The organism is Kitasatospora sp. NPDC059803, from assembly GCF_042732255.1.
Lineage (GTDB): Bacteria > Actinomycetota > Actinomycetes > Streptomycetales > Streptomycetaceae > Kitasatospora.
Map to the genome: position 1 here is coordinate 1 of NZ_JBHWIJ010000032.1, position 13,348 is coordinate 13,348.

The 13,348-nt window shown below is 72.1% G+C and carries 8 protein-coding genes; 3 read left to right on the forward strand and 5 right to left on the reverse strand.

The genetic code is table 11. The features are described 5' to 3' along the window. Positions 1-455: 455 nt before the first annotated feature. Positions 456-2,636 (reverse strand): DEAD/DEAH box helicase, encoded by a 2,181-nt coding sequence (locus ACFV6I_RS08130; protein WP_380423929.1) that lies wholly within the window; start codon positions 2,634-2,636, stop codon positions 456-458. A gap of 192 nt (positions 2,637-2,828) precedes the next feature. Then, a complete protein-coding gene (locus ACFV6I_RS08135) occupies positions 2,829-4,520 on the reverse strand; it encodes a DUF885 domain-containing protein (RefSeq protein ID WP_380423930.1) in 1,692 nt (563 codons plus the stop codon). A 427-nt stretch (positions 4,521-4,947) separates the two neighbouring features. On the opposite strand from ACFV6I_RS08135, the gene ACFV6I_RS08140 reads away from it, so the two are divergent. Both ACFV6I_RS08140 and ACFV6I_RS08145 read left to right on the forward strand, forming a co-directional pair. After that, positions 4,948-6,075, forward strand: a complete 1,128-nt coding sequence (locus tag ACFV6I_RS08140) for an NADH:flavin oxidoreductase (RefSeq protein WP_380423931.1) — start codon at positions 4,948-4,950, stop codon at positions 6,073-6,075. Between the two features lie 323 nt (positions 6,076-6,398). Beyond that, on the forward strand, positions 6,399-7,424 hold the full coding sequence (locus tag ACFV6I_RS08145; RefSeq protein ID WP_380423932.1) for an alcohol dehydrogenase catalytic domain-containing protein: 1,026 nt from the start codon (positions 6,399-6,401) through the stop codon (positions 7,422-7,424). A 70-nt stretch (positions 7,425-7,494) separates the two neighbouring features. On the opposite strand, the gene ACFV6I_RS08150 is transcribed toward ACFV6I_RS08145, so the two are convergent. The 3 genes from ACFV6I_RS08150 to ACFV6I_RS08160 form a co-directional block, all read right to left on the reverse strand. Then, positions 7,495-10,152 carry a SpoIIE family protein phosphatase gene (locus ACFV6I_RS08150; RefSeq protein WP_244293536.1) on the reverse strand — a complete coding sequence of 886 codons (2,658 nt, stop codon included), beginning with the start codon at positions 10,150-10,152 and terminating at the stop codon, positions 7,495-7,497. Between the two features lie 324 nt (positions 10,153-10,476). Then, positions 10,477-11,460 carry an alpha/beta hydrolase gene (locus tag ACFV6I_RS08155; RefSeq protein ID WP_380423933.1) on the reverse strand — a complete coding sequence of 328 codons (984 nt, stop codon included), beginning with the start codon at positions 11,458-11,460 and terminating at the stop codon, positions 10,477-10,479. A gap of 53 nt (positions 11,461-11,513) precedes the next feature. Then, positions 11,514-12,581 (reverse strand): alcohol dehydrogenase catalytic domain-containing protein, encoded by a 1,068-nt coding sequence (locus ACFV6I_RS08160; RefSeq protein ID WP_063350436.1) that lies wholly within the window; start codon positions 12,579-12,581, stop codon positions 11,514-11,516. Positions 12,582-12,709: 128 nt separating this feature from the next. Between ACFV6I_RS08160 and ACFV6I_RS08165 the strand changes: the two genes are divergently transcribed. Then, positions 12,710-13,321 (forward strand): CGNR zinc finger domain-containing protein, encoded by a 612-nt coding sequence (locus tag ACFV6I_RS08165; protein ID WP_380423934.1) that lies wholly within the window; start codon positions 12,710-12,712, stop codon positions 13,319-13,321. Positions 13,322-13,348 lie beyond the last annotated feature (27 nt).

Sequence of the window (13,348 nt, forward strand, 5' to 3'; positions counted from 1 at the left end):
CGGGCCCTCCGGGCGCTTCGTTCTTTCGTGTTTCCAGCTTACCAGATGTTTTCCGCTCCGTTTCCGGCGCTTCGTTCATCCAACTCGCTGGTGTCATCTGCGGCTTTATGCCCCGTCCGACGTTTCAAACTCTAGCCGACCCCTGCTCCGAAAAGCGAATCAGCCGCAATCCAATAAAACGAGCACGCCGAATAGGAACCAAGCCGCGACAAGACGCGACCCGGCTCGAACCAGGAGGTGGTGTTTCAAGAGGATTGGCCGCCCCGGGACCGTCCGCGCCGATGCGTGTCCGGTGCTCCCTGCCGAGCGACTGGGAGACAGTACCCCCTATTCAGTGCCCGAAACAAACGCCCAGCCCGGGACCGCGCAGGTCTACCCCTGCGAGCCCCTGCCAACCGCCCCTGCCAGCCCCTCCCGACCCCTACCGACCCGCCACAACGCCCCCGGTCACGGCGTCAGGTCGCAGCACCGTTGGCAGCCGTCCGGGCGAGGCGCAGTTGTTCCTCCTCCACGATCAGCGCGGCCAGCGACTGCTCCGAGACGTCGACCGCTTCAGGAGTCGATTCGGCCACGTCACTGCGGCGCGCGTAGTCGTCGAACAACTGGCTCTTCGCGCGAAGGATCTCCACCATCCGCTGGTCGACGCTGTCCACGGCCAGCAAGCGGTGCACCTGCACACGCCGGACCTGGCCCATGCGATGGGCTCTGGCTATCGCCTGGCTCTCCACGGTGGGCTTCACCTGGGGTTCACAGAGGATGACGACCGACGCCGCCTGGATGTTCAGTCCCACACCGCCGGCCTGGATCTGGCTCAGCAGCACCGCATGGCCCTGCACGGCGGCGAACTCGTCCACCACGTCCTGCCGTCGGACAGCGTCCAGGCCTCCGTCGATCGGGCCGAAAGCACGCTGCCCCAGGGCGTCCTGGACGACCCGCAGGACATCTCGGAAGAACGAGAAGACAACGACCTTCAACCCGTTCTCCGCAGCCTCGTCGACGACCTCCATCAGCCGCAGCAGCTTTGCCGACCCTTCCGGGTCCGCGTACGCGGCACGGCGCATGGCCATAAAGTTCCCCTCGGCGACCGCCGAGCGGTAGGCGACGAGATCGGACGCCGACAGTTCCTCCCATTCGTCGACATGAACGACGTCGGGGAGCTCCGTCAGGACGTCCCGCTGGTTGCGGCGCAGGTAGGCCGGTGCCACTGCCTTGCGAAACGACGTCGGCCCTGCGGCGGCCGAACTGCTGTGGATTCCGGGCAGAAGATCCGGCTGCAGATAGCGGACCAGGTTCCGGAACTCCTCCACCCGGTTCTCCATCGGGGTGCCGGTGAGGAACAGGACGCGGTCGACGCGGTGAGTCCACTCTGCCACCGCCTGCGAGCGCTTCGTGCTGTGGTTCTTGACGTAGTGGGCCTCGTCCACCACGACCATGCCGACCGTGACGTCCTCCGGGACCTCCAGGCGACGCAGTCCGTCGAAGGTCACGACGGCGACACCTCCGCTGCGGAGCCATTCGGTGCGCGCCGCTTCCCGCTCCTGGCCGTGGAATCGGAACGCCCTCAACGTGCTGCGCGACTCGATCTCCCTGATCCAGTTGATGAGGACGCTCGCCGGGCAGACGACGAGGAAGTGTGCGCTCCCGTGCGCCCGGAGATGCGCGAGCGCGGCAATCGCCTGGATCGTCTTCCCGAGGCCCATCTCATCGCCGATGATCACCCGCTTCTGGGCGAGGGCGAAGCGGGCACCGAACGCCTGGTATCCACGGAGCGGGACCGTGCACCGGGTGTCGTCCAGCGGCTCGGCCCGGACCCGGTCCGACAGGCTCTCCGGGAGGAAGCCCTCGGAGGCGGTGAGCCCGTCGGAGCCGGATCCGGCGAACTCGCCCAGGACGCCGTAGAACTCGGCCGAGCGGACTTCGAACTCCGCCCAGGCCTCGATGTCCGTGGCCGGTGGGCGGAGGAGGTCCACCGAGGCCTGGGCGAAGAGCATGGACGTTCCTCGGCTCTCCGTCTCCGCGAGCAGGGCGTCCAACCGGTCGACCGCGGCGAACGCCTCCTGCCGGCGCTGCCGCCCGGCGAACAGGCCTCTCACAACGCCCCGGGCCGGCTGGGCGGCGGCGATCAGGGCGGAGGCCTCGCCGGCGACACGCTCCGCCAGCTCCCTGGCCCGTCTCGCATCGGGCCCGGCGGCGACCAGCCGTTGGAGTGCGACGACCAGCGCGGTGCCCGCCGTGTCCTGGTGGTCGACGTCCAGCCGGATCGCCACGGCCTGCTCGGCGGCCCGGGCGATCTGCCCGGCGGCGGCGATGGCCTGGAGAGCGCTCTGGGCTCCGATTCCGGGCAGCAGTTGGAGCGTGTAGGGCGTGGCGTCCACCACCTGCCGCACGGTCCTGATCCCGGCGGCCTCCAACGCGCCGACGCGCAGACGCCCCTCGGTGACATCCCTCAGCCGGGCCACCGGAATGGCGTCCAGTTCGTCGCGGACCAGCTGGCCCCGCAGACCGGCCGCGGCCTGGCGCACGTGCTCGACAGCACCCTGGTGATCGTCGACGACCGCGCGGGCGACCGCATGGAGCCGCTCCCCGTCCGCCAGCACGACCTTGGGCTTCCGGACGGCGCGCTGCCTCTCTCCCACCTACGGCTCCTGTCCCGACTCGACCCTGCGGCACCCTCTCCGGGCGTCCACATGATTCCATCCAGGCACCGCCGACCGCCCCGGATTCCCGACCACTCCCCCGGCCGCCCGACGGCCCGGCGGAGTCTCCGGGCCGGGGGCGCCCGGGCGTCCGTCTCGATCGACGGCGGTCACCCGGCCGTCAGCCGGCGGTCACAGCGCTGCCAGGGCTGCCTCCAGGTCGTCCAGGCCCAGGGAACCCTGCCGCAGGGCCTTCATGTGCCAGTGCTTGAGGTCGAAGTCGGAGCCCAGCCGGCGGCGGGCCGCCTCGCGGCCGGCCAGCCAGGCGCGCTCGCCGAGTTTGTAGCCGATGGCCTGGCCGGGCCAGCCGAGGTAGCGGACGATCTCACTGTGCAGGTGGGCGGGCGCCAGACCGACGTAGTCGGCCATGAAGGCGGTGGCCAGCTCCGGGGTCCAGCGCTCGCCCGGGTGGAACGGGGAGCCCGCCGGAATGGCGCTCTCCAGGTGCATGCCGAGGTCGACAATGACGCGGGCGACGCGCATCATCTGCTTGCCGAGATAGCCGAGGCGGCGTCCGGGATCGGTGAGGAAGCCGAGCTCGTCCATCAGCCGCTCCGCGTACAGGGCCCAGCCCTCCACGTTGGCGCTGATCTTGCCGAGGGTGACCTGGTAGCGGGATAGCTGCTCCGCCGCCGCGGTCCAGGAGGCGAGCTGCAGATGGTGCCCGGGGACGCCCTCGTGGTACCAGGTGCTGACCAGGCGCCAGGTGCGGAACCGCTCCTGCGCGTCGCCGTTGGCCGGCGGGAGGAAGGTCCGGCCCGGGCGGGCGAAGTCGAGGCTCGGTCCGCTGTAGTACGGCGCGGCGGCGCTGCCGGCCGGGGCGATCCTGGTCTCGACCCGGCGCAGCGGGCCGGTGATATCGAAGTGGCGCCCGTCGAGTACCTCGATCGCGTCGTCCGTGATCTGCTGCAGCCAGCCGCGCATCTGCTCGGCGCCGTGCACGGTGTGTCCGTGCTCGTCCAGGTGGGCCCGGGCTTCCCGGACGGTGGCGCCGGGCAGCACCCGTTCGGCCTCTGTGCGCAGCTCGGCCCAGACCCGGTGGAACTCCTCCCAGGCCCAGTCGTAGGTCTCGTCCAGGTCCAGGTCGGCGCCGGTGTACCGGCGGGCCCCGAGCAGGTAGCGCTCGCGGCCGACGGCGTCCGGCGTGCCTTCCGCAGCGGACCGGTAGCTGTCGCGGAGCCAGTCCCGGAACGCGGCCACAGCGGCGGTCGCCTCGTTCGCGGCGGTGTCCAGTTCGGGGCGGAGCCGCTGCGGCGCGGGGGCGACGAACTCGGCGAACCAGCCGGGGCCCCCGGCCGTCTCGCCGGTCCACGCGGTGAGCTGCGCGCACAGCACGTCGGCCTGGCGGGGCGCGGCGAGCAGTTTGCGGGCGACGCCCTCCGCCAGCGTGGCGCGGTAACCGTCCAGCGCGGCGGGCAGGTTGCGCAGTCGGCCCAGGACCGGGGCCCAGTCGTCGTCGGTGGCGGTGGGCATCATCGTGAAGATGCCCCGGAGCTGGTGCACCGGCGTGTGCAGGTTCCGCACGGCGCGGAAGTTCTCGCCGGCCTCGTGCACCCGCACCTCGGCGTGGAGCCGCTCGCGCAGCAGCCGCGCGCACACGAGCTCCGCCGGATCCCCGTCGGGCCCGGCCTCGGGGACGGCCTCGGGGACGGCGTCCAGACGCGCCAGCGCCTCCCGCGCGAGCCGGACCGTCTCCTCGACGCCGTCCGGCGACAGGTCGGGCATCCGGTCGTCGCCCGGAGCCAGGCCCAGGGACGTGGAGGTGACGGGATCGTGTGCGGCGACCCGGGCCACGTAGTCGTCGGCGATCTGTCGTGGAGTCATCGTCAGCTCCTTCGGTCGGCGATCGGTCGCGGTACCAGGCGTAGGAGGCCTTCGGGGTGCGCCGCTGCGCCACGAAGTCGCTACGCCGCGAAGTCACTGCGCCACGAAGTCACCGCGCCGCGAAGTCGCTGCGCCGCGACGTCGACGTGGACGATTCCGGAGCGCCGGCGGAAGGCCTCAGGCCGTCGAACACGTCGTGATTGTAGCCAGGGTCCGCCCTCCCGCCCCGGACGGCCGCCAAGTCCGCACCGCAGCAGACGGGTTGGGCCACGACCGGGCAGGGCGAGCCGGCCGCCCCCTCCGGTGCGCAGTGGCGCTGATCACAGCAGGTTTCGCGCAGTCGGCGAAATGCGGGGGCCACCCAGGTTGTTTGCACAGGCAACCAATTCCGCCCCGGCGCACACCACCGGCACCCCCGAGGGATCCCATGACCGTCACCGAGCCCGCAGCCTCCCGCGCGGCCGAAATCCTGTCCCGGCCCGTCACGCTCAACGGGCTGACCGTTCCCAACCGCATCGCGATGGCGCCGATGACGCGCAGGTTCTCCCCGGGCGGCGTGCCCGGCGAGGACGTGCGCTCGTACTACGGCCGCCGGGCCGCCGCGGGCGTCGGCCTGATCATCACCGAGGGGACGTACGTCGGCCACGAGTCCGCCGGCCAGAGTGACGACATCCCGCGCTTCCACGGCGAGGAGCAGTTGGCCGGGTGGGCCCGCGTCGCCGAGGACGTCCACGCGGCGGGCGGCACCATCGTGCCGCAGCTCTGGCACATCGGCATGGTGCGCCAGCAGGGCGACCCGCCGTTCGCCGACGCGCCCGCCGTCGGCCCGTCCGGGATCCGCCTGGACGGCACCGAGGGAACGGGCCGGGCGATGACCCGGACCGATCTGGACGCCGTCATCGGCGCGTTCGCCGAGGCCGCCGCGGCCGCCGAGCGGATCGGCTTCGACGGCGTCGAGCTGCACGGCGCCCACGGCTACCTGCTCGACCAGTTCCTGTGGGCGGGCACCAACCGCCGCACCGACGCCTACGGCGGCGACCCGGTGGCCCGGACGAAGTTCACGGCCGAGCTCGTCGCCGCGGTGCGAGCGGCCGTCTCCCCGGAGTTCCCGGTGATCTTCCGCTACTCGCAGTGGAAGTCCGAGAACTACGAGGCCCGCCTCGCCGAGACCCCCGAGGAGCTGGAGGCGATCCTCACCCCGCTCGCCGAGGCCGGCGTCGACGCCTTCCACGCCTCGACCCGCCGCTACTGGATCCCCGAGTTCGACGGCTCGGACCTCAACCTGGCCGGCTGGACCAAGAAGCTCACCGGCCGCCCCACCATCACCGTCGGCTCGGTCGGCCTCGACGGCGACTTCGTCGGCGCCTTCAGGGGCGAGGGCTCCCCGGTCCAGGCCATCGACAACCTGCTCGACCGGCTGGAGCGCGACGAGTTCGACCTGGTCGCCGTCGGCCGCGCCCTCCTCCAGGACCCGCAGTGGGCCGCCAAGGTCCTCTCCGGCCGCCACGCCGACCTGCGCCCCTACGACGCCGACGCGCTCCGCACCCTCAGCTGACCACCACCCCCGAGGACCCGGCCGCGCGGCAGGTACAGCGGCAAGTACGGCGGGGCCGGGTCCCTTCGGACTCCCGCAGGACCGCTCCGGCAGAACGATGTGTCAACAAGCTTGCGTGAGCGGTGATTCCGGACGAAGTCGACACGGACGAGGCCGTGACGCCGGTGGTGGCCCTCGGCCTGCTGCCCCCACTGCCCTGCGCAGTGGCCCGTACGGCCTTATGGTGAAGAAAGGCCCCCCGGATGGACCCCTGAGCAGCCTGCCGACGTACGGCGACGACTTCCCGGAGGAGCGCCGATCATCTTCCCGGAGGAGCGCTGATCATGAGTACCTATCGAGTGGCACAGGCGACCGCCCCGGGCGGTGCGCTCCACCCGGCCGAGCGAGAGGTGCCGCAGCCGGGACCCGGCCACGTGAGGATCGCCGTGGAGGCGTGCGGCGTCTGCCACTCCGACACACTCTTCGTGAACGCGGCGCTACCGGGCGTGTCGTTCCCCGTGGTGCCCGGACACGAGATCGCCGGGCACATCGAGGAGTTCGGCGAGGGCACTCGGGACCGTGGATGGCAGATCGGCGACCGGGTGGCGGTCGGCTGGTTCGGCGGCAGCTGCGGCCACTGCAAACCGTGCCGCCAGGGCGACTTCATCGTGTGCCGGAACCTGAAGGTCCCGGGATGGGCGTATGACGGGGGCTTCGCCGAGAAGGTGATCGCGCCCGCCGACGCACTGGCCCGGATCCCCGACGAACTGGCGGCGGGCGATGCCGGGCCGATGGCCTGCGCCGGCGTGACCACGTACAACGGGCTGCGGCGCAGCACCGCCCGGCCCGGCGATCTGGTCGCGGTGCTCGGGCTCGGCGGGCTCGGGCACCTCGGGGTTCAGTACGCGGTCGCGATGGGCTTCGAGACGGTGGCGATCGCCCGGGGAGCCGAGAAGGCCGGCTTCGCCGAGCAACTGGGCGCCCACCACTACGTCGACAGCACCGCCGGCACCCCGGTCGCCGAGGCGCTGCAATCCTTCGGCGGCGCCAGGGCCGTGCTGGCCACTGCCGGGAACTCCGAGGCCATCGCGTCCACGCTGGACGGCCTGGCCCCGCGCGGGGAGCTGGTGGTGATCGGGGCGGACGCCGCTCCGATGGCGATCAGTCCGGCCGGACTGCTCATGGGTGCCAACGTCGTCCGGGGCCACCCGTCCGGCACCGCGCAGGACGTGGAGGACACGATGGCGTTCAGCGCCCTGCACGGCATCCGCCCGATGACCGAGACCGTGCCGCTGGACCACGCCGAGGAGGCGTACCAGAAGATGCTCGCCGGGAAGGCCCGCTTCCGGATGGTGCTCACCACCGGCTGACCCGGATCGACCACCACGGGCCTACCCCGGCTACTCGAGTACGGGCCTGCCAAGCATGGGCTTTCCCCGGCTACTCGAGCATCGGCCAGGCCATCGAGGCACTCGGCTGCAGCGACTGCTCGGCCCAAATGATCTTTCCCCAAGGGGTGTAGCGCACGCCCCAGCGCTCGGCGAGCCGGGCCACGAGGAACAGGCCGCGGCCACCCTCGTCCTCGGCGGCCGCGTAGCGCAGGTGCGGGGCGGTGCTGCTGGTGTCGGCGACCTCGCAGATCAGCGTGCGGTCGTACAGCAGCCGCACCTTGATCGGTTCGGTCCCGTGGCGAATGGCATTGGTCACCAGCTCGCTGAGCACCAGCTCGGTGACGAACACGGCCTCCTCAAGGCCCCACTCGGTGAGCTGTCGGGTCGCCTCGGCCCGCGCCCGGCCCACGGCCTCGGGGGTCGCGGCCACTTCCCACTCGCTGGTCCGATCGGGTGCCAGCACCTGGGTGCGGGCGACGAGCAGGGCGATGTCGTCGGTCTGGCGGACGGGCAGCAGGGCGTCGAGCACGGCGTCGCAGACCTCCTGGGGCGACCGGTCGGCGCGGCCCAGGGTGGCGGTGAGGACGTCCAGGCCGACACCGATGTCGCGGGTGCGGTCCTCGATGAGGCCGTCGGTGTAGAGGACCAGGTTGCTGCCCTGGGGCACCCGTACCTCCGTGGCCTCGAAGGGCATCCCGCCCAGGCCGAGCGGCGGACCGGCGGGAAGGCTGAGGACCTCCACCGTGCCGTCCGGGTGGACGAGGGCGGGCGGCGGGTGGCCCGCCCGGGCCAGGGCGCAGGTGGCGGTGGTGGGGTCGTAGATGGCGTAGAGGCAGGTGGCGCCGGTGATCGCGAGCTCGCCCTCGGCTGCCGCCGTCTCCTGGTCGATGTGGGCGACCAGTTCGTCCAGGTGCCCGAGGAGCTCGTCCGGCGGCAGGTCGAGGGTGGAGAAGTTCTGGACCGCGGTGCGCAGGCGGCCCATGGTCGCGGCCGCGTGCAGGCCGTGGCCGACCACGTCCCCGACGACGAGCGCGACCCGGGTGCCCGACAGCGGGATGACGTCGAACCAGTCGCCGCCGACCCCCGCCTGGGCGGGGAGGTAGCGGTAGGCGATGTCGAGGGCGCTCTGCTCGGGCAGCGCGCGCGGCAACAGGCTGTGCTGAAGGGTGACGGCCATCATGTGCTCGCGCGTGTAGCGGCGGGCGTTGTCGATGGACACGGCGGCCCGGGCGGCCAGCTCCTCGGCCAGGGACAGGTCCTCCTCCTCGAAGGGACCTCTGTCACGGCTGCGCCAGAAGCAGGCGATGCCCATCAGCACACCCCGTGCCGACAACGGAACGGCGATCAGCGATGCCAGGCCGAACTCCAGCACCGCCTGCGTACGCTCGGTGTCCTGCATGCGCCAGCCGGCGTCGGTCGCCAGCTCGGTGACCAGCGTGGGACGCCCCCCGACGAAACCCGCCGCCTGCGGGGTGCCCCGGTCCCACCTGACCAGCTCCCCTCGGGGGTACAGCGGCGAATCGTCCCGGGCGCCCGCGAGCGCCACCCGCTGCAGCTCCACCGGGGCATCGACCACCAGCACCCGTGGTTCCTCGCCGTCCAGGACCGCTTCGGCGAGGTCGACAGTGGCGTAGTCGCAGAATTCGTGGGCGGCCGTCCGGACGAGCTCCTCCGCGGTGCGCCGGACGTCCAGGGTCGTGCCGATGGCCAGGCTCGCTTCGTACAGCAGCCTGAGCCGGCTGCGGGCGACCTCCGCCCTCCCCGCGAGGGCGCGCAGTTCGGTGGAGTCGCGCAGGGTGGTGACGCTGCCCGACGGGCCTCCCCCGCTGTCGGTGGGGCGGCTGTTGACGGCCAGCAGGCGGTCTCCGACGGGGAGCACCTCGTCGGTGACCGCACGGTCGGAGAGCAGCAGTTCGGCCGTGCGGGGGGCGAGGCCGAGGTCGGCGACGGTGCACCCCTCCACGTCGGGCGGCAGGTCGAGCAGGCGGCGCGCCTCGTCGTTGGCGAGCAGGACCCGGCCGTCGCCGCTGACGATGGCCACGCCCTCGCGCACCGCGTGCAGCACCGCGTCGTGGTGCTCGTACATCCGGGTCATCTCTTCCGGCCCCAGGCCGCGCGTCTGCCGCAGCAGACGCCTGCCCACCAGCGCCGTGCCGGCCGTGGCCAGGCCCAGCGCCAAGGCGCCGACGCCCAGGACGACCGGCAGCTGGCGGTTGAACGCGCTGCTCACATTGGAGACCTTCATCCCGGACGAGACGATGCCCACGACCGCCCCGTGGGAGTCCTCCACCGGGACGACCACCTGGTACTCGGAGCCGAGTGGGCCGTTCACGTCCTCGACGGTGACCTGGCCGTGCAGCGACGGCCCGATGGTGCCGATGAACATCTTGCCGATCAGCTCCGGATCGGGGTGGGTGTAGCGGATGCCGTTGCGGTCGGTCACCACGATGAAGTCGACCCCGGCAGCCGTGCGGGCCGCTTCGGTCAGCGGCTGGAGCACCGCGCTGGGGTCGGGGCCCTGCATCGTCGCCACCAGACCGGGACCGTGGGCGAACGCCTGGGCCGCGGCGAGCGTGCGGCCGTGCGCCGCTTCGAACCGGTCGCTGCGGGACTGGACCAGCAGCACGACGACGGCCGTCACCACGAGCAACAGCACGATCAGCACCTGCAGGACGAACATCTGACCGGCGACACTCCGGATGCTCATCACCGACCACAGGCGATGCGCCGACTGCTCCCGCGGGGCTGAGCGTGGGTGTCGCCGCTCACGACGGCTACCCGATCGACGCAGGGGCAGCCAGGAGGAGCGGCCCGTGTCTCTGGCCATACACCCATGATCCACCGCACCCCGGTCACGAGCGGGCCACACTACGCTGATGGGGGCGAAGCGCAGGTGGCAGCGTGTCCCGCCGCAGCGCCGAACGGCTCACCCGCCCCGCGGCCGGCCGGCCCTCACCGTTCCTCTCCTCCCTCTCCTCTCGTCTCCTCTCCTCTCGTCTCCTCCACGACCGAACAGTCCTCGGCGCGGATGTCAGGCGGGGGACGGGGAGGTGTGGAACTGGCGGGTGAGGTAGTTGGACCAGGTCTGGTGGAAGGTGGTGGCGAGTCGGGAGTGGGGGGCGATGAGGTCGAAGGCGTGGTAGGCGCCGGGGTAGAGGTGGAATTCGACCGGGACGCCGTGGGCCCGCAGGCGGGTGGCGTAGTCGAGGTTCTCGTCGCGGAAGCAGTCGAGGTCGCCGACGGTGATGAAGGTGGGTGGCAGGGCGCTGAGGTCGGTGGTGCGGGAGGGGGCGGAGTAGGGGCAGACGTCGTCGGTGCCGGCGCGGTCGCCCAGGATCGCCTGCCAGGCGAGGAGGTTGGTCGAGCGGTCCCAGATGCCGATGTCGGTGATCTCGTGGCTCGATGCGGTGCGGTTGCGGTCGTCGAGCATCGGATACGTGAGTGATTGGAACAGGGGTGTCACGCCGCCGCGGTCGCGGATCAGGAGGGTCGTGGCCGCCGCGACGCCTCCGCCGCCGCTCTGGCCCGCGATGCCGATGCGGGCGCCGTCCAGGCCCAGGGCGTCCGCCTCGCGGCCGAGCCACTGGTAGGCGGTGAAGCCGTCCTCGGCGGCGCCGGGAGCGGGTGTCTCGGGGGCGAGCCGGTAGTCGACCACGGCGACGGCGCAGCCGAGGCTCGCGCCCAGCCGGGTGAGCCACGGGTCGTCCTGGGCGGCGAAGCCGAGGACCTGTCCGCCGCCGTGGAACCAGAGCAGGACCGGCAGAGGACCGGGCGCTTCGGTGGGGCGCAGAAGGCGGATCGGTACGTCGGGGCCGTCCGTGCGGCGCGCGAGGTACGTCTCGATGGTGACCGACGGATCGCCGGGCTGGGCTTCGGCGGCGGCCTCGGCCTGGGCGCGGAACGCCGCGCGCGTTGCGGCGAGGTCTGTCAGGTCGAACGCGCCGTTGGGGGTCATGGGGACCGCGTCGAGGGCCAGGCTCAGTTCCTGGTCCATCAGTTGACGGGATGCGGGCATGGCCGTTCCTGCTTTCGGGGGGAGGTGTTTCGAGGGGGCCGGGGGGAGCCGCTTCAGGGGCGGAACGAGTCGATGACGACCACGCCGGTGGGTCCGTACGTCTCCAGGGACTCCAGGACCTCGCTCGCCTCGTGGAGGCCGACGGTGCGCGAGACGATGCGGCCGGGGTCGAGGCGGCCGGCGGCGATCATGTTCAGCATCGTGCCGAAGCGCTGGCCCTGCATGCCGAAGGCGCTCAGGAACTCCAGCTCCTTGACCATCATGACGTCGACCGGCAGCGCGACGTCCCCCTGTTCCGCAGCGGTGGTGTGTCCGAGCTGCAGGTGGCGGCCGCGAGTGCGCAGGGAGAGGACGGAGTTGCGGCAGGCGGCGGCGATGCCCACGGCGTCGACCGACACGTGCGCACCGCCGCCGGTGAGGGTCTTCACCGCTTCGGCGGGGTCATCGGTCGCCGCGTTGACGGTGTGGACGGCGCCGAGCGCGCGGGCGGCGCCCAGCTTGTCGTCCGTGATGTCGATCGCGATGACGTTGGCGCCCGTCGCCGCGGCGATCTCGACCGTCGACAGCCCCATGCCGCCCCCGGCGCCGTACACCGCGACCCATTCGCCGCCGCGGACCTTCGCCTGGTCGACGACGCCGTGGAAGGCGGTCATGTAGCGGCAGGCCAGCGCGGCGACGTCCACGAAGTCGACGCCCTCCGGCACTTCGACCAGGTTGACGTCGGCGAAGCGGACCATGACGTACTCGGCGAAGGCGCCCCAGTAGGACACCCCGGGCACGAGCGAGTCCACGTGCTCGCAGACGTGCTGATTGCCGCTGCGGCACATCTCGCACGCGCCCTCGCCGGGGTTCATCGGGAAGATGACGCGGTCGCCCTCCTTCCACCCCCGCACCTCGCGGCCGACCTCCACGACGGTGCCGGCGAACTCGTGGCCGAGGACGAACGGGGCCTCGACACGCGGTCCGCCCGTCCAGAACTCCCCGGCCCACAGGGCCCAGTCGGTCCGGCAGATCCCGTTCGCCCCGACGCGCACGATCGCGCCGTCCGGCGGGCAGGAGGGATCGGGCACCTCGCGGATGACGAGCGGCTTGTGGAGTTCCTCGATGACTGCAGCGCGCATGGCGCGGCCTCCTCGTGCTTGGAGTCGACGGGAGCGGGGAGCAACCGCCTGAAGTCCACCGGTTCAAGTGGTGGACTTGGAAGCTAGCCGCTTGCCCGGAACCATGTCAACCGCATAAAGTGGTGGACATGGACGACAGGGACGACAGCCGCGAGGGGCGCCAGCGCGCCAAGGCCGACTTCCGCTTCGACGACGCGCGGCTGTGCTTCGCCTTCGCCGGCACCCTGGCCGACCGCGGCGCGGACACGCCCTTCGAACGGCTCGCCCGGCCCGAGGACTTGAGCCGCTGGGCCGTCGAAAGCGACTGCACGACAGCGCCGCCGCCCTGCACCGAGGCCGACCTCGGCCGCGCCAGGCAGCTGCGTGAGGCGATCCAGCGGACCGGCCGCGCCCTGGCGGACGCCACGCCGCCCTCGCCCGAGGACATCGCGCTCGTCAACCGCGCCGCCGCCGAGCCCCCCTCGACACCCGAACTCGCCCCCGACGCGACCACCGTGCGCTGGCACGGCGACGCACTCGCGGCAGTGCTCTCGATGGTCGCCCGGGATCTGATCGCCCTCTGCGCATCGGAGCACCGCACCCGCGTCCGCATCTGCGGGAACCCCGACTGCGGCGCCCCCTTCGTCGACACCTCCCGCGCGGGCGCCCGCCGCTGGTGCTCGATGAAGACCTGCGGAGCCCTCGTCAAAAAACGCGCCTACCGGGCCAGGCAACAGACACCAGCCGACGGCGCCCGGTAGCGCATCGCCGCGCCCGGCGAACAAAGC

Excerpts from the sequence above, each read along its gene's own strand:
- ACFV6I_RS08135 (WP_380423930.1), bottom strand. The coding sequence starts at position 4,520 with ATGACTCCACGACAGATCGCCGACGACTACGTGGCCCGGGTCGCCGCA.
- ACFV6I_RS08140 (WP_380423931.1), top strand. The coding sequence starts at position 4,948 with ATGACCGTCACCGAGCCCGCAGCCTCCCGCGCGGCCGAAATCCTGTCC.
- ACFV6I_RS08145 (WP_380423932.1), top strand. The coding sequence starts at position 6,399 with ATGAGTACCTATCGAGTGGCACAGGCGACCGCCCCGGGCGGTGCGCTC.
- ACFV6I_RS08150 (WP_244293536.1), bottom strand. The coding sequence starts at position 10,152 with ATGAGCATCCGGAGTGTCGCCGGTCAGATGTTCGTCCTGCAGGTGCTG.
- ACFV6I_RS08155 (WP_380423933.1), bottom strand. The coding sequence starts at position 11,460 with ATGCCCGCATCCCGTCAACTGATGGACCAGGAACTGAGCCTGGCCCTC.
- ACFV6I_RS08160 (WP_063350436.1), bottom strand. The coding sequence starts at position 12,581 with ATGCGCGCTGCAGTCATCGAGGAACTCCACAAGCCGCTCGTCATCCGC.
- ACFV6I_RS08165 (WP_380423934.1), top strand. The coding sequence starts at position 12,710 with ATGGACGACAGGGACGACAGCCGCGAGGGGCGCCAGCGCGCCAAGGCC.